We start from the raw sequence: 22,176 nt of genomic DNA, 5'->3' as shown, positions 1-22,176 counted from the left end.
AGTTTCCTATTTAATGGGCAAAATACTTTCGCCAATCAGCGAGTTAATCCGCAGCCTGCGGTGCATTTCTGCGTCACTGGTGTTATCAATCCCCAAATCAGCCGGAGTTAAATCAACATCTCCGGATAATTCCTTGCCGCATATTTTTGTTGTTTTCAGGACGCATTTATCTAAACGGTTATTGACTTGGGTTTGGCTATACACAGACAGGTTTTGTCTGGCCTCAGTCGCGCTATCCAAATCAGACAGATTGCTGGTTTTGACCAGTTTCCCGGATAGCTCTGTCTTAGCGTCACTCTTGGCCCACCATTGTGCATTTGCGGCCATCACCAGCGAGACAGACCACTTTTTCGCCGTCGTGTCAGAACCGGTTTCTATTTCATCGGTCGTGACTAATGAGGCGCTCCACTCCCGGGAATCACTCAGACGTGAGTCATCATCAGATACACCACCAATGTTTGATAAAGCGGTGTTTATATCAGGCAGGTCAGAAAGGTTTGCATCTTTTAACAACGCGCCACCGGTGGCAGAGCTCACCAACAATTCAGCCTGTTCTTCAGCTTTTTTCGCCGTTTCAGCGCTGGCCTGGGCTGATACTGATGAACTGGCGGCATCCGTTGCATTTTCAGATACAGTTTTTGCAGTTGCCTGAACTTCATCGTGTAGTGTCTTCACATCTTTGGTATCAGAGGCAACCTGAGCGGCATTATTCGTCACAGACTCAGAAAGGGTTTCAATCGCCGCCAGAGAATCGGTGGCTACTTTTGCATCTTTGCTCACCTGGCTGGCAAGAGGGGTTATTGCAGCTTCAGCATCAGAGATAATCTTTGCTTTTTCCAACACTTCAGCGTGTTTATCACTGACTTCTTTTGTATCGGCTTCTATCGTCACCAGCGCATCAGAAACAGAATCGGCCTGCTCTTTCACTGTACTGGCCGTCACATCAATCTCTGATTTGGCGGTCTGAACAAGCCCAGCATTTTCTGAAACGGTTTTTGCCGCTTCCTGAACTTCATCATACAGCGTTGTGACCTGCGCTGATAATTCAGTAATGGATTGGTGTTTTGATTTTATATCCGGGTAAATCTCAGATATTTCACCGTATTGAGAATTAACAGTTTCAGCCTTATCCGTAACAGCCTGGGATGCCGTAGCGATACTTTCTTCAGCTTCCTGAACTTTGGCTAATGCGGCTGTGACAACTTCTTTATCCTGAGCAACAGTTTCTGCACTCTCCGAGACTGTTTCACTTTTCTCCTGAACACTCTCTTCAAGCGTTGTGACAGTCTCTTTAATCTCACGGCACTCTTTGAGACTTTTACTCACCTCAATGACAGAGGCCGGCAGAACCGGCTCATTAATCGCCATCACATCCTCAAGTGACATTTCCCCAGACAAATCTGATGTCACCGAACAGGTGCCTAATGGCTCGACATCGGATTGTCGGCTTACCTGGGCATAAACATCATATTCGCCCACTTTGATTTTGAAGGCGTAGTTCCCGTTCGCATCAGCCCGCTGATTAATCTCAGCATGATTCAAAGACTCACCACAGTTTCGTGTGGAGACAAACGAAATCAAACCTTTCGGGATCGGATTTCCCCCGACATCGGTTAATACACCGGTTAGCGTGATCATTGTTTCACCCCAAGCATCGACTGGAACACCTGAAAGTGGCTGGCAGCTTTGGCTTGCTGTGCTTCGGCCTGTCCATCCCGCGAATACGCCCGGTACATCATGAAATCAAACAACAACTGCTCATACATCTCATTGATATCGATGCTTTCAGTTTCATCTGAAACACTCATGTTCCGGGAGTAATCAATTTCAATACTGACTGCACTTTCCGGAGCCGGAAATACAAAAAATGATTTTTCGTCATTTGGATTTACGATCCAGTTTTCAGGTCGTTCATCTGTCTGCCGACGCCAGTCCGGATGTAAATGGTTTAACTGCTCAAGGCCAACCGGTTCAATGCCGTATCCACCGCAGTGGTTCACTGACAGCAATTTAAATCCATCAGCAGGAAGATTAACTTTCCACTGTCCAGCTACCAGGTTGATGTCTTTCGTTTGACTGGTTATCTGAGGCTGCACCATGGCAATTGCTGACAGACCATCATTTAAACTGTTGATGTGAAAGCTTCTATCAAACAGAACAAATTCATCATCAACCAGCGCCTGAGCAACACGCTTTAATAATTTCTCAACGCTAATCATCAGAAAAACGTCCTCTGTGCTTTCCGGCGGGCCGGTGTTGGATTCAGTTCAGGCAATGAGTCAATCCGCCAGCGGTACGCACGTCGAATCCCCTCAGTAAATTCACGCTCATGAAATGATGTCATCTGCAGTTCCGGACCAGAACTTTTTGAATCGAGTATTGATGCAGCGCCATGGCAAATCACATCACACCAGTCTGTCAGTAAAATCTGAGGTAGATGCTGCGTACCGCTTTGTGGCTCAACCACGGCAATAAATTCAACATCATTAAAATCATCATTGAATTTGATACTGTCCAGCCCGGTCATGGCATAGTCGGTGCCTGAATCCAAATCATCATCACCGGCTTTCACGCTGACAATCTCCGATGATTTAATGGCCCCTGGCGTTCGCCGGTTTACGCCGGAACTGTCAACGACTTTAACCGTCATTCCGGCATAAACAGTTTCAATGCTTCGCTCATGCGTCAGCACTTTACTCTCACGGCAGAATTTCACTGCCGATTGAACAACTGCTGTCTTCATGTCCATCGTGATTGCATTTGATACCATGCTGCGGAGCGTTGGCAGAAAATCAGAAACAGGCACCATCTGCATTATTCAGCTCCCAACTCACGTAAAGCATCGCGAATCCGGCGCTTAAAATCGCTTGCTGGCTCCTGAGCACCTTTCAGATCAACATCAATGTCATTGCCTTCCAACAGTGTGTGAATTTTGGATACGCTCATTTTCAGCAAATCATATTCGACACCGCCGATAACCACAGTATGATCCGCATCTTTAGCCTCGGCTTCGGCCCTGGCCTGCAACATCTCCGCCTGAGCTTCTGCATCAGCCAGCGCTTTTTCACGGGCTTTGTGAACAGATTCAAGTTCTGCTTCTTCAACGAATACTTTGTTGAACCGAAGCAAATTCGCCGCCTGCTCTTCTGTCACTTCAATCGGTGTATCCCGGGGGAATGTTTGCCGGGAGCCGGTAATCGTATCCCGCTTAAATTCTTTCGGGCCGATATAACAAATTTTGATTTTACTCATCAGTAATCTCCAAATAAAAAAGGGAGCATCTGCTCCCCTTCGGTTGGCACTAAGCGATTAATATCCTTTGGATATGTATTCGATTTTAACTGTCAGCTTCCCGGTAGACTCACCACCGAGTACCGCCTTCAGATTGGCTTTTTCTGTTGTGTAATGTTCACAAACCTGAAGCTCAGACGTCTTAGTTGAAACATCCATGCCAGACACCAGGGTCGTATCACCGATTTTGATATCCACCGTTGAGCCAATGCCATCTGAAATCACCCGGACACTTTCAATCTGCAGACCAATAGGAAGCTCCAGTAAATTGACTTCTGTATCTGCAGCTGCTTTGGATAACGTAACACTCGCGGTTTCCAGCGATACATTGCCATGGGACCCGACATAAATCCTGTCATGCATGGATGGCGCATTAATTACTGCCATGATTTATTCTCCTGAATTGATTAGCGTGAGTAGCCAGTGCTGACGGCAGTATCAAGAGCAATCACACCATGATCGTTAACTCTGCCATTTTTGTCTTCGAAACGGATTTTCTTCAAACCATTCATCCATGCGATAGTTAGCTCATCACGGTTACCCGCGTCTGTTTCTTCCTTGTGCATGGAAAATTGCCCACCTTTTTTGGTTTTACCCCATGCAGATGCCAAAGCTTGTGCGCCAAGCAACACTGCACGATCGATTGTTGTTCCCGCTGTCACCTGTTCGATTGATGCAGAGTTATTATTTGCTGAAATGTCCACGGTTGATCCGGTATTAAACCGAACCGGACAGCCCGCATATTTGCGAACAAGGATATTCCCCCGCATAGCACACTCGCCGCTGAAAACAGGATGGTTAAAACCTTTGGAACGTTTTATTGCCGCTGCCAGTAGCTGCTGCCAGTCTTTATATGAGGATGTCTGTTCCCAGTCATGCCATTGACGCGGAGTCACATTCAATACATAAAAAGGATCATCACCAGATAGTTCATCAGCTTTAAATCTCACCGGCTGGATCGGATGAGCCATTTCTTCAATATAAAGCTTGATGTTATCGACCGTTTCCAGGCTAAACAGATCCGCATCATCCAGGTCTTCAAACTTGGTCGCATCACCACCGTAGAAATGCCGGTCGTAAGTTGGTGGCAGAACATTATTCACCATAATTTTCTTGTATTCTTTATGGTTTCCCAAAGGGACAATGATGTCATCACCCAGAAAATCACCACGAGCTCCAGCCAGATGGAATGTGGCAATCTGATCCTGAAGGTCATTAAAATAGGTTCCCAATAAAGTCCGGGCTGTACTTTGCAGATCATGAACTGTTCTTTGCTGGCTCATTTTACCGCCGGAATCAACCTGATGACGTCCCTGATCGATTGATAATTCAAAATCAGTGAAATCCAGTGATTCACCACGACCTGCAATTTTTTCATCTCCCATTGTTGGCCGTTTAGACAGTTTGTGAACAATCTGCATATCCACAGTGTCACCTTTGCTTTTTTGCAAATCAGTTACGCGAATAACCGGCGCACCTGGTGATGATTGACGATTTCCTTTCTTATCGCCTTTCGCTGCTTTAGGTGCAGATTCCGTCATCATATTTACAAATGAACGAGCTCGCTGGGTAGCAGTAAAAAGCGCGACCTGCTGAATTTTCCGGGCCTGCGCCGGAGTAATGGTAGTCATAAAAATTCTCCAAACAAAAACGCCCACCAAAAGGCGGGCGCTTATGCGATGGCGTCTACACGCCAGCGTTAGATATCGAATTCGGAGAGAAGGGCTTCGACTTGATCCCCGGTCATGCCGGAGAACATAGCTTGAATATCTTCTTCACTGGCACCGGCCAGCTTGTCTTGTGGTGACTGAGATACGGTATTCGTCTGCCCCACCTCTGAAGGTGAATTAGGAAGCGCATCTTCCTGCTCTTCCTTTTCTTTGGCTTTTGGTTTGACTTCAGGCTCTTTCTCCGGCGTATTCATTTCATTCACACGCCGTACTACTTCCTGAAACCGCTCAGCCAGTGGCTTGTGTTTCCATGTTGGATCTGTTTGTAATTGACCATCTAACTCAAGCGCTTTAGACCAGTTTTCACCACCATCTTTCTGCCATGCTGACAAATCGCTAATCTCATTGATTACAGCCTGAACATCTTGTTGCCCAGTACTCTGATTTGACTCATTGTCTGTCTGGCTATGGGTTGTCTGTGTCTGGGACACATGGTTCACTTTGGCTATCAGGTGATGAATGATTTTCCCCACTTCCGGGTAGTTATCTTTCAGTTCTTCAAGCTGCTCGTCGGATATATTGAGGTTTTCAGGCAGGTCATCCGGTTCAACACCCAGCTTTTCAAGCTGTTTATTCCGCACATCAAGCAATCGCTGATTCTGTTCAAATTCAGACTGGCGCTGCTGAAGCTCATCCAACTTCTGCTGAAGTTCCTGTTTCTCCTGACGCTCACGTTCCAACACGTCAAACGGAATAATATTTTCACCATCTTTAGCAAGGATTCCCTTCTGAGGCTCTTGCTCTTCCTGCTCTTCCGGTTCCGCTTTACCATCGTCTGAAGACGCCGACTCTTCAGTTTCACTATCGACTTTCTCAGGTTCAGTCTTCTCCGGAATCCCGGCTTCATCTTCCTGCTCTTCATCACCCTCAAGCTCGTCAGCTTCAATTGAGTCAAGCAGTGCTTCAAGCTCTTCAGTGGTTTCATTACCTGTCAATTCATCCAAAGCAAATGTCATTACAAATTTCTCCTGTGATGTAGACGTATCGCTGTCTTTGCGCGTAAGCACTCTGATTCAAAACGCTTACGCGCCGAGACAAATTCCGGGCATAAAAAAACCGACGACCTTGCGGCCATCGGCTTGATGAGTTCTTAACTTTCTCTATTAGCTGTTTACAATAACCCAGTCATCTCCCAGTACGTCACTAACAGAGGGAGACCACATACAATGAGAACCATCTGCTGTCTTGAGCTGCAAATAAGGCCGACACTTGAATAAGTCACCTTCATTCATACCCCATGCTTCAGCAGTCTGCTTATTGCAAGGAATGCCTTCTGGATATCCTTTCTGGTAAACAACAAACATACCCTTACCATTCCAACCTTTACGGGCAATCTTGGCGCCACTCCTCACAAAATCAATAGCTGCTCCGAAGTCCATTAAATAATCCGAACCAGCGATACCCCGAACGGGCAGATAACCATCATTGAACGCTTTAGCTGGACTGATTGAGACATATCCATCATCATACAAAACCAGATAATCACCAGGTTCCGGCATATGGCGCACTACCATGTCATTCGTAGCCATATATGGAGCCTGAATACCCTTTTCCAGTGGATCACATATAGTCAGCTCAGTAAGGTGCGTTCCTTCCAAACCTTTCTGAACATCAATAATCAGTGCTGCTTTCACCTTCTTAACTGACTGATACTCCTGCATGAAGTTAGAAATATGCACCATTGCACTTTCTTCATCACCGAGTGCCACTTCTAATATTGATTTAATTTCTTCTGACATTTCACATTCCTGAATTGCGGCCAATAAAAAAGCCCCGTCCGGATGGACGAGGCTTCACACGATGGGAATATTGTGACCCTGTTTTTTTTAGAAATCAAATCTGTTTTAGCGAGGCGGATAATTCAACTAAATCCTGGTACACGAGATTTGAGACAGATGGCAGGTACTGGACAAAATCACTAATAACATTATGTTTATTAGTCTCATCCTTAATACGGATTAATTTGTCAAATTGATTATAGTGAGCCTTATTTCTTTGAAAAAATAAAATGATCAGATGTTTAATTCTAATTGAGAAAGTATTTTCATCTTTTAATGAAGCAATCTGCCCGTTAACACACTTAATTCTAATACTGGTTTCCATCAGATCGTTTAATTTTCTATTAACAGTCTCTACCTCGGTATTTATCTGAACTCCTTTGATTAATTGCCTATACAGCCTACGATCGTTTTGGTAACAAATACAGAGAATCAGGAAAAGCATCACATTGATAGGCTTTTTACTAAAACGAAGAACAGATATTGTTCTATCAATAAGCTGTTCTACTTCTCGTAAAGATAAATCTGCGGCATCGGCAATTGAGCATATAACATCTGCGAATTTATCTACAGTCAAATCAATTTGAGGAAAGCCGACCTTATAAAGAATTTTCTCACATTCAGTTTGGCCTAACTTTGCTTTGATAAAGACTGAACGACTAACTGAATTTAACGTTGCTCTTCTGTTAAAGAATCTCCCCAAATAGACCTGAGCATCAAAACCCGCCCCATAAAATCCTTTTATAGTATGTTGAAGCTGCTCTGTATCTGTCGCAATAACAAAGACAACTCCTTCTGTGGAAAAGAAATGTTTTATGACTTCAAGCATTTCCAATGCATAACTTGGCCGACAGCGATCCAGTTCATCCACAAAGATAAAGGCCGGGGATTCTCTTTCCGTCTGATCGATTACTTCATCAACCCATGCAGCAATTGCCTCACGAATGTCATTTATTGACGCCAGCTTCGCATTGTGATCTTTAATAAGTTCTTCGGTTAATTTACCCGCCACATCGGATGATGTACTGGTCAATTGTTTTCCATCATCCTCACTCATGTTTTCATAGAGTTCATCAACTGTAACACCAGTAGCTTTTTTTACCAAGCTCTTTACAAGCGCCGGTGCTACTGCTTTCGAAAACTTGCCCAGCTTGGATAGAACGGCCTTACTCTTTTCTGTCTCTGGTGTCATCTTTTTCAGTTGACCAACAATCGAAGCAAAAATCGTCAGCATGGGGTCATCTGAATAATCCTGTTTCCAGGCATCGATATAAACAACCGGGAATCTATGCTCAATAGAATTTTTCCAGCGTTGAAGGAAATACGTCTTTCCTGTTCCCCAGGGAGCATCGATATTCAAAACATATCCATTCCCTGGCTTTCCTTCTCCGGATAAGAACTCTGTAAAAAACTCAGCATATCGTTCCCGCTCCATGGCATCTGCAGGCAACATAACACCTTCAATATCTGTTTCTTCTGACCAGTTTTGTTCGAAAATATCTGACATGGCTATCATCCAAGCTTAAAAATATGCGGACGATCTTATATACAACCAGTATTGCTTACAATGCTATCGCATCAATCTGGTCCTGAATACTCTGCGCATACTGAGCCTGTAATTCATTCATCTCCTGAGTTGCCCGCTCCATTTCTTTCAGAAGGAGCGCGGTTTCCGCCTGAGTTTTCGCATTGTCATAACGTTGGCTATCAGCCTGAACTTCTTCACGCTTCGCCCCTGCCTGAGTCTTAACCGCTTCTGCTTCCAGTTTCTCGACCTTAGCTTTCAGCTCGCGCATAGCCAGCTCCATTTGCATTTGTTCCTGTTGCTGCTTGGCTGCTAATGCCTGCTGTTCTTCTGGCGTCATGTCTTCTTTATCTTTCGGGATCTGCAGAGCATTACGAACCCGCTCCATGAATTCAGCTTTATTCGGAATATCCGAGAGTTCAGCAACCAGATCGATGACAGCGGATTGAACCTGTGGCGGTAACTGTGCTGTTATCTGCATCATTCTGTCTGCCAACTGAGATTTATACGCTGCAGTCTGCTGAATTGGAGCCAGTGCTATGTGAGAGCGCAACCGGCTGATATCATTTGTCAGTCCTTCCTCCGTCTCTTCGTTGATAACAACTGTTTTACGTTTTGTTTTGTCATCCCGGTTAATCACAATCGCCCGGTTCTTATGGCCTTTCATATCTTCCAGAATGTAACCAAGCAACAGCTCGCCAACCAGTTGGCAGCCAAACCGATAATTATCATTGATTTCAGCCAGTGTTGTCGCTCCCTGCTCGACCAGATTTGCAATAGCAACCCCAGAATCCGCGCCACCTTCCTGACCAAGAAACGCTGAGTAGATCCCCATGGTATCCTGAATCAGTTTCATCGACTCCTGCATGACATTGAACTGCTGTGATGCAATGTTGAAATCCTGCTGTACCTGAAATGCTTCACTAATTGTCTTCCTGTTTTTACGCTCCGGGTTCAACTCGATATAACCGTCAGCCCGTTCAACTTCCTCTGTCAGCTGGTCACGACTCATGTTTGTCGCATCCTGGTCAGCGATGATCCGTTTCACCTGCAGCAACCACGTCAGTTTGATTCTTCTGAAATTGACTTCGTTCTGCGCTGGAATTGCCCGTGCGATTAAGCCATACGGTTCGCCGTTTGAGTCTTTCCTGTAACCCCAGAATGGAACAATCGGATACATACCGCTTGGAGCCTGGCACTCTCTGTCTCCCAGGTGATGAGGCCCTGCATACCATGATTCATAAATTTTGCTGATTTGTGCATTTTCCAGCTGCGCCTTACTCAGTGACAACGCAACCTGATGAGGAATAAAATCGTTTTTATACTGAACAACCCGGCCATTCTGGAATCTCAGTACCGGCATTCTCTCAAACTTTCGCACATAGATTATTTGCAGTTTGATCCGCTTCCTGTTCTGACTCAGATACTCAGTCTGCTCCCTTGACCAGCTCTGATGCTCTTCCCATGCAGAAAATAAATTAGCGTCCTGACCTTCAACCAGCTCCGTATCAACAAAACCCTTCCAGTCATTTGCAGCATATTTCAGGATTTGCGCTTTCCCCGGCAGCATTGATATCAGCTCATCAATATCAATCCAACGTTGACGCATGACCCACCGGCAATCAGACCAATCCGCCTCAGTTGAAAACCAGTCCCAGAAAACTTCATCACGGGGAATGTTTTTCATCTTGTACCTGGCACCAAACGGATTTGAGTTTCTGTAGACTTCAACGAACCCCAACCCACTTTTAATCTGGCTGGCATAGGCTTCAGACCGGGAACTGTCTAACCTTGCCAAGCGACACGCATCTTTAAACTCAGAGTTAACCGCTTCGGCCAGCAACTCCATTTCATCATCCGGATCATCTGCCATTACCATGAGATCTGTTCTGGTCTTCGCTTCCATCCCCAGAACGCCATCAATAGCCGGAGCAATCAGGTTGTGCATCGTTTCCGGCTGACCACGATCACGCAGTGTCTGAATGACATTGGCTGGTAACTGGTCTCCGTCATAATACGCATGCGCCATCTTCGCCTTACTTCTCCATGCCGGCTGAGCATCAATATCTGACATCAAATCGATCAGCTTTTCCTGATCGACTACTTTCTTTTTAAGCTGAACCATTATTTTGTCATCCAGTGTTGTGCTTTACGTTCTGATTTCTGCTTCTCAACTTTGGCTGGCATACGCACACGCATCTCCTGAGCAATCATGTAGCTCATGTTCTGGTCATCGAAACAACCTTCCTGAGCGTTCATGCTGCCTCTTTTGTCATAGACGTACGTATTCATTTCGCTGACAGTACCAATCCAGTTAATTCCGGACTGACCATTCGCGAGTAGCGTTTTCATTCCTTCAGTGAGAATTGGTTTGCTATGCCTTGTTGTGAGCCAACCGAGTTTAACGGTCTCATCTTCATCTTCCCGATCGATATACTGCTCTGCATAAATTCGACTGCCCGGGTAAATGTCTTTGAGTTTTAGAATAAATGCGTGTCCGTGATTATTTCGTTCCGGCCCTATGTACGCACGGCTGTACCATCTGCCAATGTGAGCCGTTAAATGTGCCAACAGTTCGACATCAATATGTCCAAACCAGTGTGCCACTTGTTCACCGGTGCTTTTCTTCACGACATCAATACTTGAGCGGTCGCCATGCTCCAAACCTTCAGCAATATCAACGCCGATTGCATAGTCTTCATCCTCATCCGGCAGTTCCCAGACAAGCAACATATTCATTAATGATTTCTGACCTTGCTCATCCAACCTTTCAGGTTTCGCTGCTTTCGTTCTTTCTCCCGTCATCGGCTCTATGTCATAAACAATGAGCGGTGCTTCGCACCCGGCTTCCGCATTCATCACATGAGTTGCATCAAATACACGGCGACCAGAAACAAGAAACGCTTCAATGGGCGTAGAAGGAAACTCCTGCTTCATCTCTGCGCCCTGCTCTGCTTCTTTGAGCACATACCATTGCCGCTGCTCATCATCAATCGTGCAATTCATGGCTATCTCCACAGCTTCAAAATACTCTCGCTGTGTTTTGCTCATCGTCACACCAGAATCAGGAACAGGAGCGCGATACTTCGGGTCTTGCCACCATGCAAAGAAGTGGAATTTCCAGTCCAGCTTACTGAGTTGCTCTTGTATCTGAGCCAATTCAATGGAGCGCATTGTCATCGTGTAGAAGTCACCGCCAACGCCTTCAGCAGTCGATTCTATGAACGCAATACAACCAGGGTGAATCGCATTGAGCGTACCGGTTCGAACCTCTTTTGCTTTCTCCGGGTATTTAGCGCATATCTTGCCATGCTCTGAAATGTGTAGACGCTGAACAGTTCCGGAACGGAATGATGTTGCAACCTGAATACTTGAACCATGTTCAAAGAGAACGTAGCCGCCAGTTGTTCCGGATTGCCGTGATTTGATTTTGAAACGACTTTTGAGCCAGCCAGGTAAATTATCAAATGGAATCTCTATCTTCGTCCGGAATATTTCCCCGGCTGCTTGCCTGTCCTGAGCAATGATCCCGCACTTGATATTGTTATTGAACAGCGCCTCATCCAGCAGATAGATATCAATTGCTGTTGAAAATCCCAGCTGACGGGCTTTCAAGATGATGTTTAAGAACCACATCGTCTGAAACAGCAGCTTTTGCGCTGGTCTTAATCTGAACCTGACCAATTCACCACGTTCATTCTCTATCATGTAGAGATTGTCGAGTCGCCACCATTTGTCCTGAAGCTTTACTTCAATCTCAGCAAGTGCTTCAGCCTCAATGTCATCAAGTTCATGAGTCATTACATATCACTCATCAAACCATCAGAACCCATTGACCTGATATCCTCAAGCATATCGCTGATCGGCGTATCATCGCCTTTGCCTTCTTTCTGGATTGCATCAGCTTCAAGTCCAATCTTACGGGAAGCGTTCTTAATCCTCTTCGTATCAGCTGCAATCTTCTCTTTGTTAACAACATCAATGCCCAGCTTCGACATAGTATTTGTGATTGACTCAACGCGGGCAGTCAAAACATCCAACCCTGTCTGTGTCTTGTTGTAGCTCTCATACAAAGAAATCCGCTCTTCCATCGATGACGCATCATGCAAATCCTCAGTAATCTTTGCCAGGTATTCGATACCGGATTGCAACCTCACACGAGTCAGCATCAATTCATCTTCAAGAGTTGCCACAGCAGAGGCATCAAACATCACTTGTTTCTGCTCAGGGAAATACCGGGCGTAAATGCCGCCTTTTCTTGCGGCCTGATTCCCAGGCTCAAATGAATACTCAGGATTCGGATTTCCAGCATTCCCAACAATAAACCGGCCTTTGTTATCGCGCCCGTTGTGTTTTTGCTCTGCTGACTCTGCGGAGGAAGAAGATTTGTTTTTTGAATTTTCCTTTTTAATCTTCTTGTCTTTTTTGTTTTGCGCATCTTTACTTTGCGCACCCTGCGCAGTTTCTTTTTGCACATTGTTATTTTGCGCAGCTTTGCGCACTTTGATGTAACGCCTTGCGCTCGCGTAGTTCAGTCCTTTTGCTTCACACCATTCTTTTGCGCCAGTTCCATATTTTTTATGGTCATGTTCGAATTGGTTCTGTAGCGCTTTCCAATCATTTTTAGCCATGATGAATAATTAACTCTCAGTGCATCGCTTTGATGATATTCGAGACAGCTGTAATTACAGATGAAAGACCAAACGAGAAAAATACAACCCAGATAAGAATAAACTTCCAAGTGGACATTTCTTTACTCATGATTCGTAATTCCTGAAGCAGTTTGCTTAAACATAATCAAGGCCCATCCGGAAATGAGCCTTTGTTATGCCAAAGTGATTAATTTGAGGGATTATCGGCTTCTAACCCGGTTTGTCTTTCATCGTTCTCCACTTAAGATAATCATCAGCATGTTTAGCGCAATCCCTCAGTGCTGCCTTCAAGCGCGGTATATCTTCCGTGACCACTTCCGGCCACGTTCCTATAACCTGCGGCTTATAACATGGTGTGATGATTCCTTCTGGTGGTAATACATATTGAGTCTGAACAACTGGTACCGGATTAATATTGCTGGCGCAACTGCTCAGTAACAGAGGCAGGAATAACACAAGTGCTATTGCGCATTTCTGCCTGAATTTGTTTGATTTCATTCCGAAGGTTCTCTTCATTCTGCGCAGAAGAAGCTGCACGATTGATTAACAGAGAGTTCATGTACTCACGTTCATCAGAGATTTGACTGATAACATTGGACTGCATGGATATCTGAACTGCTGACTGAGCGAGCTGTGCATTTAAACGGGCGTTCTCTGCCGAAAGCGTCTTACATTTCACGTACACAACGATAATCGCGAGGAAAAACACCCCATACACACCGAATTTGATGTATTTACTGAGCCATATCATGAATGATTTCCGAATCAGAGGGGATTTGACCGAGCTCTAAAAGAGCATCTTTGACTGATATTTGTCCCATGCAGAGCTGAGTTTCGATGCGCCGACGTTTTGGAATACCGATACAGTGATTCTCACGTTTACGGCAATCCTTATGTCCAACATAAACCCACCGGTTGAACTCCAGGCAGGCACTATCAATATCCTGCTGTCTCAGCTTCCGGTATAACGTTGAATGCCGGATTGCATTTGTTCCGAGGTTGTAACTAAAATCGAGTGCTGCGATATGAACATTGGCCGGTAGTTGGTAATTTAACTCTTCCAATGGTTTATTGTGATAACCCAGGGAACTGGCGAGCATCATTGCGCATTGTTCATCGGTGTATTTCTGTCCCGGTTCAACTCCGTCAGTCTCACCAAAACAAACGGTCCAGACGCCACCCGTATCCTGATATGGCTCGTTCTGCAGTCCTTCGAGCGTTCCTGTTAACGCAATCGCACCAAACAAAACAGAGCCAGTGAGTTTATTAAAACGCATCTCTGTCTCTCATTCGTTTAGCCATAATCATTCGGGCGACACTGACACCAATGCCGATCACGGATAATCCGGTACCAACCACGAACGCAATATCTGCCCCGTACCAGACAAAGTTACCGGCCAAAATATCAGTCAGTGACGAACTGAGCATTGACTGATAGTTTTCTGCACCATTGGCAACACTGACTCCCACCCCAGTCCCGCTCCCGATAGCAATAGACATCGTAGCTTTCTCCGAAACAATTGCCGCTCCGGGTTTTAGTGATGTTAGGCTCATTTTATTTTTCCCAATAAAAAAGCCCCGTCCAATTGGACGAGGCTTCACACGATGGGAATATTGTGACCCTGTTTTTTTTAGAAAGCAAATCTGTCTTTTACAAGCTGATCTCTTCTTCTTCTACAAAATTCATAGCGTCTTGAACCGAAGATGACACAGGTGAAATTGTAACATGAACAATTGTATTACCACTTTTGCTCTGTAAGCCACTGGTTACAATATACTTGTTAGGATTGAGGTAATTGCTAATTTTATAGCTGTTATCGCTATGCCACGGACACGAAATAGATATCTCCACATATCCACTCTTATCCGCCGGGTAAATTTTATCTGTTACATATGAACCTGTAGCCGTGCCTGATGTTCCCTTGGTTTCCAGTACCAGTAAATCCTTACTGTGAGGAGGTATTTCACTTACATGTTTAACTACATGCTTCACTACATCTGTTGGTGGTGCAGAAATAAAAGTTTCATCAGTATTGTTTGTTACATAAAGATAACATCTACGATTGCTTGACATAATATAAATTCCTTCTGACTTATTAATAATTTCTCCACTTGCGGAGATAAGCTTAATTGCTTTATAAGCAACTTCATGAATGAATTTATAATTCTGATATGTGAAAAACTATTACACCTTATTACACCAAATTAGGCTTGCTGATTAATCCACACGTATAAAAACTGTCCACAATAAACCCGCTCTTCTTCGGTAAATAGCTCATTCATCAGAAACGATTCATCGCATAATTTCAGAATTGCATCTTCCAGATTCATCCCGGCCAGGTGCTCAGCATATCTCTCGGCTTCAGATTCCAGTACATCCAGATACTCAGCCATCTCTGGGTTAGTTTTGCGGGCGATGTTGATTAGTTGATTGATAGTCATGTGTTCCTCCTGAAGTAGAGAAACGCATATTAATATGAGTATAGTTGAGCTTCTATCAGATAATTTAGCTGTGCGGGTGAGTTCAAATAATAAATTAGACCAACATTTTCTTGTTGTATCTGGAGGTTCTCATTTTTGATAGCCTTTTATCGTTAAGGCTATTAGGAATCTAATATATGAACGATGTTGCAACTATTAATAAATTTATGACACTGTTAGAAGGAAAGGTATTTCATGCTACGACATGGGAGTCCTATGAATCGATAAAAAACGATGGATATATTTATCCAAATCAGATGGACTACTATCACTCACCATTTGGAAGTGAAAATGGATACTTCAAAAGTAAAGGGTGTGTGTCATTTTTCGACTACCGTTCGACGAAGAAAAATAAGGATTACATGTTGTTATGTATTCCTACAAGAATCTTCGAAGTGTCCAGAAAAATGGTCATATTAGAGCTTTCAACTAAAAAATATGACCGCTTAATATCATCATCAAAATGGCTGGAGGAAGATTCATCAAAAAAAGTAGTGCCTCGCATAGAAGTGGGCGTAAAAGGCCCGGTAAGCATCTCTGACATTCAAAGAATTTCTGTATATAACCAGAAAGCATCTTCATTAAAAACAGACTGAGCTACATTAGCTCAGTTCTACCCATTCATATCATCATTATAGGCATGCTGATTTCTCTTCATTCAGCCTCTGCCCCAACAACCTGGCAGTCTCATCATGCTCCTGGTGCAACCGACTCAAAATTTCATCAAATACCGGCTTAATCTGCCGGTTCCAGACCCTTTCCGGAATATTCACCCCATTAGCATTTAGATGCTTTCTTGCATTGTCTGCTGACGGGACAAACTTTCCACTTCCCCCACATTCAGGACAAACAACTGATTTACTGGTTGCCCCAGCTCCGTGACAGTTTGGACACTGATATGATTTTCTGGCCTGCGTGGTAGCCCAATCATTGATACGTTGCTTTTCGTTTTCGATCAGCAGCGTATAACGATCGATTTCATCATTGATGACCGTTTCCCGGCTTGGAGATACTTCATACCTGAATTTCTCACGCTCCAGAGATTCAATGTGAGACAGGTACTGCTTCATCAGGCGTCGGCTCCTGCGTCCACGTTCAGAACTCTTACGCCAGAGCGAGCTGAGCTTACGAATTTGATCGTCCGTTGGTTTACCCAGAAATATGAGCAATGCTACCGGCACCAAATGAATAAGCAGATCAGTCCGGATAACTTCGTATTGAACGGCCTCCTTTTCTAACCATTTCTCAACTCTGAGAGCTGCGCTTGTGTCATCGAGCCACCGGGCCATGATTAAATCGGATCCGACAGGCCGCTGATGCTGAACAGCTCCCATGGCTGCAATAATCACATCACCGGTCAGGTTCTGGCGTCCCCGTTGCCTGTCCATTACCCGGGGCGTTTTCTCCAGGTGCATTCTGATAAATAATTCAATGGCTCTGTCACTCATACTTTTCTCCGGGTCATGTTTTCAGTCAGATAATTTGTGATTAGCTGTTTCATCTCATCGGCGCTGTAACAGAACGCGAAGAGATACCCCTGAGCCATTAACCGGTTTTCCCACTTATGCTGATCGTCGCTAATTTGGGACCGATACGGCTCAGGGGCTTTCATTTCGATACGTAATCCGTGATAGCCGCAACGAGCAACATCAAAAATGTAATCCGGGTAACCGCATTGACCACCCAACCGGTAAAAATCACTACGGGCCTTTGCTCCCCGCTTTGCTTCATTTGGCACATGGGTTCAATAATCTCCGATTCTGAGCCCGGCAATTGTGGATTTTCTCGCCCAGCTAACGACATCTGCGCACTCCTCTGTTTCAGGCTCCCGGCGCTTTTTACGCAGCTTGCCGCCCTTCATTTCCGTTGGGCCAATCTCTTTGGCTATTTCGTAAATACTGGGATCCATTGTTCAAACCACATCAGCGAGTTTATATTCAAGAAGCTCTTTCACTTCCTGCAGAAGTTCAGCTTCAGTACCAAAGCGTTTTTGCCAGACACCAGACCCGGCATGAAATGCTTCACCGTAACCACCGGTTCTGTGGTGATACGGACACAAAGGAAGCGTTTCATGATGTGATGCCCGTTGCGCGGCCCCCTGCCCGGTTCTGATATGGTGGATTTCTGCCGGCGTATCGAAATAACCGAGTTTTCTGCAAGCAATGCACCCCAGTGACTGAACGTGATCAAGATGTTCTCTATCTGCTTTTCTCATCGGTTTTGTACCTCCTGATAACGCTCATATTCAGAGTTGGCAAAACGTGATAGTTTCCATCCCCGTTCAAATGCGTAGGCATACAGTTTTTCAAGTGCATGCACCCTCTCACCGGTTGACGCCGGTTTCATGTTTTCACGACCATCACGGGACCATGATTTTCTGAGTCCGGTTTCCGGATCCACTGGCATCAGGTAGTAGGTAAAAAGTTCGTGGGCATCATGCTCATCGAATTCACGCTCATACTTGCCACCGTTTGGTGAGCGGATAGACATCGTCACACCGTTATCCTGGTATATCTTTGCGATGTCCCGCATCAGGAAGCGCCAGTGTCTCAACAACGGAAGAGATCCATTTGAACGCCGGGTTACACTGATTTGTGCTTCACCGCCATTTTCAACAATGTCGCCAACAGCCAGCCAGACATCATGAAGATCGTTGGTGTAATCTTTTCCTTTTGCGATAAAGTCAGGCATAAAATATCCCCACACGTTCAGCTACTTCTCTGACAGGCAAAGCCGGAACGAGCCGGTAACGCCAGACTTGCTTTTTGTTTTCCATTTTCAGGAATTTCTGCTTAACGAGTCCGTGCTTATAGGGGCTGACTTCACGAAGCCTGGCGGAAATAGCGGCTGGCGTATCCATATGCTCCGGATATTTGCCAGCAATCAGTTTTTCGATTTCTCGCAACGTGTACCACTCACAGCCAACAGTCACCAAAATGACTCTTCCCATCTGCTTTTCATCATCTACCAGGTAGTAAGCCGCACTCTTTTTCCACTTATCGATATCAATCAGAATCTGAGCATCAGACGTCTCGCTCATGCTGCCTCCCGAATCTGATCGATTCTCCGGCTCTCATCCCAATGATTGAATGATCGCTTTGCGCGTGAACGATTCCCTTTATCCTGCTCATAGGCATAGGTCAGCCAGTTGATACAGATTTGAGTTGTCGGGGCGAATTGATGGGGATACATGTGAATATCAAACATCTGAGCTAATTCAGACATTCGCTGAGCCAGATCGTGAGGAACACCGGTTCTGGACATTTCGATCACATCCCGTTTTTTGATGATGAGCTTATGGGCAATCACTCCATAAACATCATTCTCATCACCGGGCATGTGGCGGATGAACGATTGAAATGCATTTCGGGCCAGTTCTTTTCTCATTTCACGGATTTCGTTGTCAGTAAATTTCATTGGTCGTTACCTTCTAAGCTGCGCTGTAGCCAAGCTGAATTACATTTGATAGTTGGTCGATATTGAGTACACCAAGGGGCTTGGCCCCCGAAACCCCACCTTCAAAAACCAACCGGCACAATTCCGGGTCACCGGCAGCAATGGGTGGATCAATTGGCTGTCCAGCGGCAACGTTCGTAGTCTCTGCAATGCCTGCCAGCTTCTTGAAATAACGCTTAGGTGGATTAAACAGGTATGCCCGGTAGCGGTTCTCAAACTCTTTTTGCCGGTATGGCAATTCGTTTTGTTCCCCCTGACAAATTGCTGCCCATCCCCCCATATCAGGAATGACGGCATGAATCAGGGCATCATCGAATACAACTGAGTTATGAGCCCCTACGCTCGATATAGCAGAGAAAACCTTGTTCCATGCAGTAATTGCACGGTCTCTGGTTGTTCCCCCACCAATGAGCCGGGTTATATCCGCTGGCTTAGGTGGATACTGTCCGTTGTCCGGATTGCGGCGATGCATTGACAGAGCCTGTCGGACTGAATCCAATTCGAAGTAACTCAGATCTTCCCACCAAATATCCAGTAGTGAGCGTGTCAGTTCGACACGATACATACTCAGAGTTGCGGCCAGAATCCTTCCGAATTCCTGTCGTTGGTCATTGGTCATTGGTCGTATTCCCCATGGTCATATGTGTTTCCGGTATCACCAAGCCACTGGTCAATGGCTGATTGGTTTTTCATTTCGATGGCTTCCTGCCGGTTCGCAGGCGCTTGCTGATGGCCGATTCTCAGGTTCACAAGCCATTGAACTTCAAATCCCCGCCAACCTCGTTCAATACAAATTCCAAGAACGTCATCGACACTCAGTCCAAATTGCTCCCTGGCATCCCTGAATTTTTTTGCCATTCGGTTGATTACGATTTGAGTTATTGGAGCCCGGTTTCGATCACGTACGAGCTTCCAGTCTTTAAGAATTTCTTCGGATGGCATTTCAGGCCAGCATGAAAAATCGAGTGGACTTTTTTGTTTATTTTTTTTAATACACTGATCTTTGGTATTTGTATTACTGGTACACTTATTGTCGTGATTTTTTTCACGGCTTGGGTCGTGATCTTTTTCACGGGTAGGTCGTGATTTTTTGCACGACTCTTCCGAAGTAGTGATTTTTTTCACGACCTTTTCTGGTTGCCCTTTTTCCGGTTCAGGCTGATTATGTTGGTTCCACGCCTTACCCTTTTCAGTAATACGAACAAACGGCATGTTTTTTAACTGCTTACGCTCAATTAACCCCTTATTCTCAAGAGCAATCATGTGACGTTTCAACGTATCGGGCTTTTCAAAAACTAAGGGAATTTCTTCGATAATTTTATTTTTTCCAGCCCAGTAATACGGATGTCCATCGATCAGCTCATAGCGCCCCCAAGACTGGAGTTCATACAAGCAGCTAAACAACGCTGCCTGCTGAAAGTTCAGTTCCCATTCAATTGACTTTGCTTGATTGATGAAGAGTGAAAAACGCATCAATGCACCCCTGGCAACTCGAAACTGATGTGAATTCCATTGCTTATTTTTTGTTCCAGCCCCTCTGATTCATAAACCCGATCGGGTTCAAACTGAGCGCTCAGTGACGCCCGGATCTGATCACGGCGCACACGACGCCGCTCAGCGGCTGTTCTCACAGCCTCCTCCAGAAACTCACGATCTATCTCCACCTCTTCGGGTGTACGAGCCAACAAACGCATTAAAAATTTCATGAACCGCTCCTTACTGAAATTCGAAGTGATTGAGGAAACTGAACAGAACAGCATTCACCATCGATTGGCTGACCGGCTTCAGAACGAGCGTAGATTTCATCAAAAAAATCGATTTTCTGGCCCCCATTTCGAGACCATTTAGCCATCACTTCGTCGCAAAGTTCAGGATCTTCTGCGAGCATGTTTATAACCGCATCGATAAATAGTGCATTGGATAAAACAGCGCGTTGTACGCCCACGCTGTTTGCTAAGATGCTAATAAAATCAGCCTCATCAGCAGTGAATCTTTGTTTAATCTGCCGATCCCGGATTTGCTTAATACTCAGCCCTTCAGGGCCCACGTCCCGGTTACTTTTTAACTCGTCAATCCGGGATTCGATAAATTCTTTATTCATGGTCATTTGGTCGTTACCTTTTGTTAACTGGTCGGTTTTTCTAAATTCAGGGAAAGCCCCTGCACGTCCCGGCTATAATGGTTAGGATCGTATGTATAGGGGATAGATGGATCGAGATGGCAAAGTAGCGCTATGTGCTCGGGAACATTAGATTTGAAATGCACAACTCGTCTCAAATCAAATGCCCGCGCAATGGATGCTTCGTTACCAAAATAGTTAATCAATATTTCATACAAATTTGAGTACATGATCTCCTCTCGAGTGCATTTACGTATGAAATCATACATATTACACATGAAAACATACACAATATACGTCAAGAAACATGCACAATCAAATGAGATAATGCATAGAAACTTACATCAAAGAAAATGGTTATGGATACATTCGGACAACGATTTGAATGGAGACGCAGGTTGCTTGGATTGAATCAGGACGACGTAGTTTACCAAGTAAAGAGACTCATGCCTGGTGCAAAATTTAATAGAGGTACTGTTTCAAATATAGAGAACAATTCACAGAAGAGCCTAAAAGATGGTGTCTTTCTAATGGTATGCAAAATTCTACAATGCCGTCCTGAATGGCTTGCATTTGGGAAAGGTCCGGTTGAAGACAGTGAATCAAAAGCGAGTAGATTGATTGGTCCCCCAGTAGAACAGAAATGTCCAATTTGGACATTTTCTCAAGCCGCAATGTGGACGAGCATGGGAGCTCCAACAGATATTGATGATATGGATTTGATTCCTTGTCCAATCCCGGCCTCACCAGGGGTATTTGCTCTGAAGGTCAAGGATAATTCAATGGAGACGCAATATCTGGAGGGGGATTTCATTTTCGTCGATCCTAACCAGCAAGAGCCTAGTTCAGGAAGTCATATCGTAGCCATCTTGGAAAATGCCAAAGAAGCAACTTTCAGAGTATTTATCGAGATGGATGGTAAAAAATCACTCCAAGCGTTGAATAAAGATTATCCTCCTGAGATGAGGTACACCACACTAAATGACGCCAGCATGATTATCGGAACCATAATCTGTAGTGTGCGTGTAATGTAAACATACATATTTATAAAACCCCAGTATTTCACTGGGTTTTTATTGACACAAAATGCATGAAAACATACATCACGACATAAAACATACATTTTCTCTTGACAGGAGTATGT

Annotated in this window: 31 protein-coding genes; 2 read left to right on the top strand and 29 right to left on the bottom strand. The window is 44.8% G+C overall.

The genetic code is table 11. The features are described 5' to 3' along the window. Positions 1-6: 6 nt before the first annotated feature. The 18 genes from OC443_RS21800 to OC443_RS21715 all read right to left on the bottom strand — a co-directional run bounded on the left by OC443_RS21800 (position 7) and on the right by OC443_RS21715 (position 15,418). Positions 7-1,638, bottom strand: coding sequence for a coiled-coil domain-containing protein (locus tag OC443_RS21800; RefSeq protein ID WP_073579323.1), 1,632 nt, complete (start codon positions 1,636-1,638; stop codon positions 7-9). Beyond that, positions 1,635-2,219: a phage adaptor protein gene (locus OC443_RS21795; RefSeq protein ID WP_073579322.1), complete on the bottom strand. Its 585-nt coding sequence runs from the start codon at positions 2,217-2,219 to the stop codon at positions 1,635-1,637. The genes OC443_RS21800 and OC443_RS21795 overlap by 4 nt, the downstream gene beginning before the upstream one ends. Next, positions 2,219-2,815, bottom strand: a complete 597-nt coding sequence (locus OC443_RS21790; RefSeq protein WP_073579321.1) for a hypothetical protein — start codon at positions 2,813-2,815, stop codon at positions 2,219-2,221. The genes OC443_RS21795 and OC443_RS21790 overlap by 1 nt, the downstream gene beginning before the upstream one ends. Continuing rightward, complete coding sequence (locus tag OC443_RS21785) at positions 2,815-3,252, bottom strand: hypothetical protein (RefSeq protein ID WP_073579320.1); 438 nt, start codon at positions 3,250-3,252, stop codon at positions 2,815-2,817. The genes OC443_RS21790 and OC443_RS21785 overlap by 1 nt, the downstream gene beginning before the upstream one ends. A gap of 57 nt (positions 3,253-3,309) precedes the next feature. Further along, entirely contained in the window at positions 3,310-3,678 is a 369-nt protein-coding gene (locus OC443_RS21780; protein WP_073579319.1) for a hypothetical protein, read from the bottom strand. Between the two features lie 20 nt (positions 3,679-3,698). Beyond that, the gene (locus OC443_RS21775; RefSeq protein ID WP_073579318.1) at positions 3,699-4,922 is read right to left on the bottom strand and encodes a N4-gp56 family major capsid protein; all 1,224 of its coding nucleotides are present in this window, start codon (positions 4,920-4,922) and stop codon (positions 3,699-3,701) included. Positions 4,923-4,990: 68 nt separating this feature from the next. Then, complete coding sequence (locus tag OC443_RS21770) at positions 4,991-5,977, bottom strand: hypothetical protein (RefSeq protein WP_083601485.1); 987 nt, start codon at positions 5,975-5,977, stop codon at positions 4,991-4,993. A gap of 147 nt (positions 5,978-6,124) precedes the next feature. Beyond that, complete coding sequence (locus OC443_RS21765; RefSeq protein WP_200796861.1) at positions 6,125-6,760, bottom strand: DUF2829 domain-containing protein; 636 nt, start codon at positions 6,758-6,760, stop codon at positions 6,125-6,127. Between the two features lie 94 nt (positions 6,761-6,854). Continuing rightward, positions 6,855-8,306: a KAP family P-loop NTPase fold protein gene (locus OC443_RS21760; protein ID WP_159440292.1), complete on the bottom strand. Its 1,452-nt coding sequence runs from the start codon at positions 8,304-8,306 to the stop codon at positions 6,855-6,857. A 55-nt stretch (positions 8,307-8,361) separates the two neighbouring features. Further along, the gene (locus OC443_RS21755) at positions 8,362-10,449 is read right to left on the bottom strand and encodes a portal protein (RefSeq protein WP_073579316.1); all 2,088 of its coding nucleotides are present in this window, start codon (positions 10,447-10,449) and stop codon (positions 8,362-8,364) included. Further along, positions 10,449-12,125, bottom strand: coding sequence for a terminase (locus OC443_RS21750; RefSeq protein ID WP_073579315.1), 1,677 nt, complete (start codon positions 12,123-12,125; stop codon positions 10,449-10,451). Before OC443_RS21750 ends, OC443_RS21755 begins: the two co-directional genes overlap by 1 nt. Further along, positions 12,125-12,955 carry a hypothetical protein gene (locus tag OC443_RS21745; RefSeq protein ID WP_073579314.1) on the bottom strand — a complete coding sequence of 277 codons (831 nt, stop codon included), beginning with the start codon at positions 12,953-12,955 and terminating at the stop codon, positions 12,125-12,127. Before OC443_RS21745 ends, OC443_RS21750 begins: the two co-directional genes overlap by 1 nt. Positions 12,956-13,186: 231 nt before the next feature. After that, complete coding sequence (gene lysC / locus OC443_RS26470; protein ID WP_442478196.1) at positions 13,187-13,474, bottom strand: Rz1-like lysis system protein LysC; 288 nt, start codon at positions 13,472-13,474, stop codon at positions 13,187-13,189. Next, positions 13,386-13,727 (bottom strand): hypothetical protein, encoded by a 342-nt coding sequence (locus tag OC443_RS21735; protein WP_073579313.1) that lies wholly within the window; start codon positions 13,725-13,727, stop codon positions 13,386-13,388. The genes lysC and OC443_RS21735 overlap by 89 nt, the downstream gene beginning before the upstream one ends. Continuing rightward, on the bottom strand, positions 13,711-14,253 hold the full coding sequence (locus OC443_RS21730) for a lysozyme (RefSeq protein ID WP_073579312.1): 543 nt from the start codon (positions 14,251-14,253) through the stop codon (positions 13,711-13,713). Before OC443_RS21730 ends, OC443_RS21735 begins: the two co-directional genes overlap by 17 nt. Beyond that, a complete protein-coding gene (locus tag OC443_RS21725; RefSeq protein WP_143169176.1) occupies positions 14,243-14,530 on the bottom strand; it encodes a hypothetical protein in 288 nt (95 codons plus the stop codon). The genes OC443_RS21730 and OC443_RS21725 overlap by 11 nt, the downstream gene beginning before the upstream one ends. 97 nt (positions 14,531-14,627) lie before the next feature. Then, positions 14,628-15,050 (bottom strand): aegerolysin family protein, encoded by a 423-nt coding sequence (locus tag OC443_RS21720; protein WP_073579310.1) that lies wholly within the window; start codon positions 15,048-15,050, stop codon positions 14,628-14,630. A 131-nt stretch (positions 15,051-15,181) separates the two neighbouring features. After that, entirely contained in the window at positions 15,182-15,418 is a 237-nt protein-coding gene (locus OC443_RS21715; protein WP_073579309.1) for a hypothetical protein, read from the bottom strand. A 176-nt stretch (positions 15,419-15,594) separates the two neighbouring features. Between OC443_RS21715 and OC443_RS21710 the strand changes: the two genes are divergently transcribed. After that, entirely contained in the window at positions 15,595-16,053 is a 459-nt protein-coding gene (locus OC443_RS21710) for a hypothetical protein (RefSeq protein WP_073579308.1), read from the top strand. Between the two features lie 36 nt (positions 16,054-16,089). Here the strand turns inward: OC443_RS21710 and OC443_RS21705 are convergent, their stop codons facing one another. From OC443_RS21705 to OC443_RS21655, 11 genes are read right to left on the bottom strand one after another with little or no spacing between them, the layout of a single operon-like run. Then, positions 16,090-16,905 (bottom strand): TIGR02642 family protein, encoded by an 816-nt coding sequence (locus OC443_RS21705; protein WP_073579307.1) that lies wholly within the window; start codon positions 16,903-16,905, stop codon positions 16,090-16,092. Further along, complete coding sequence (locus OC443_RS21700) at positions 16,902-17,195, bottom strand: PDDEXK family nuclease (RefSeq protein ID WP_083601484.1); 294 nt, start codon at positions 17,193-17,195, stop codon at positions 16,902-16,904. The genes OC443_RS21705 and OC443_RS21700 overlap by 4 nt, the downstream gene beginning before the upstream one ends. 6 nt (positions 17,196-17,201) lie before the next feature. Continuing rightward, positions 17,202-17,366, bottom strand: a complete 165-nt coding sequence (locus tag OC443_RS21695; RefSeq protein ID WP_159440291.1) for a hypothetical protein — start codon at positions 17,364-17,366, stop codon at positions 17,202-17,204. 3 nt (positions 17,367-17,369) lie between these two features. Further along, a complete protein-coding gene (locus OC443_RS21690; protein ID WP_073579306.1) occupies positions 17,370-17,672 on the bottom strand; it encodes a Ref family recombination enhancement nuclease in 303 nt (100 codons plus the stop codon). Next, positions 17,669-18,148 (bottom strand): hypothetical protein, encoded by a 480-nt coding sequence (locus tag OC443_RS21685; protein ID WP_073579305.1) that lies wholly within the window; start codon positions 18,146-18,148, stop codon positions 17,669-17,671. The genes OC443_RS21690 and OC443_RS21685 overlap by 4 nt, the downstream gene beginning before the upstream one ends. Then, positions 18,141-18,497: a hypothetical protein gene (locus OC443_RS21680; RefSeq protein ID WP_083601483.1), complete on the bottom strand. Its 357-nt coding sequence runs from the start codon at positions 18,495-18,497 to the stop codon at positions 18,141-18,143. The genes OC443_RS21685 and OC443_RS21680 overlap by 8 nt, the downstream gene beginning before the upstream one ends. Further along, complete coding sequence (locus tag OC443_RS21675) at positions 18,494-18,874, bottom strand: hypothetical protein (RefSeq protein ID WP_073579304.1); 381 nt, start codon at positions 18,872-18,874, stop codon at positions 18,494-18,496. The genes OC443_RS21680 and OC443_RS21675 overlap by 4 nt, the downstream gene beginning before the upstream one ends. Positions 18,875-18,887: 13 nt before the next feature. Then, positions 18,888-19,532, bottom strand: a complete 645-nt coding sequence (locus OC443_RS21670) for a DUF6475 domain-containing protein (protein WP_073579303.1) — start codon at positions 19,530-19,532, stop codon at positions 18,888-18,890. Further along, positions 19,529-20,386, bottom strand: a complete 858-nt coding sequence (locus OC443_RS21665) for a hypothetical protein (protein ID WP_073579302.1) — start codon at positions 20,384-20,386, stop codon at positions 19,529-19,531. Before OC443_RS21665 ends, OC443_RS21670 begins: the two co-directional genes overlap by 4 nt. Beyond that, positions 20,386-20,619 (bottom strand): hypothetical protein, encoded by a 234-nt coding sequence (locus OC443_RS21660; protein WP_073579301.1) that lies wholly within the window; start codon positions 20,617-20,619, stop codon positions 20,386-20,388. The genes OC443_RS21665 and OC443_RS21660 overlap by 1 nt, the downstream gene beginning before the upstream one ends. Continuing rightward, the gene (locus OC443_RS21655) at positions 20,616-21,014 is read right to left on the bottom strand and encodes a hypothetical protein (RefSeq protein ID WP_073579416.1); all 399 of its coding nucleotides are present in this window, start codon (positions 21,012-21,014) and stop codon (positions 20,616-20,618) included. Before OC443_RS21655 ends, OC443_RS21660 begins: the two co-directional genes overlap by 4 nt. 377 nt (positions 21,015-21,391) lie before the next feature. Between OC443_RS21655 and OC443_RS21650 the strand changes: the two genes are divergently transcribed. Further along, a complete protein-coding gene (locus OC443_RS21650; protein WP_073579299.1) occupies positions 21,392-22,066 on the top strand; it encodes a S24 family peptidase in 675 nt (224 codons plus the stop codon). Positions 22,067-22,176 lie beyond the last annotated feature (110 nt).

The organism is Vibrio quintilis (assembly GCF_024529975.1).
Taxonomy (GTDB): domain Bacteria; phylum Pseudomonadota; class Gammaproteobacteria; order Enterobacterales; family Vibrionaceae; genus Vibrio; species Vibrio quintilis.
This window is presented reverse-complemented; position numbering and strand designations above follow the sequence as displayed.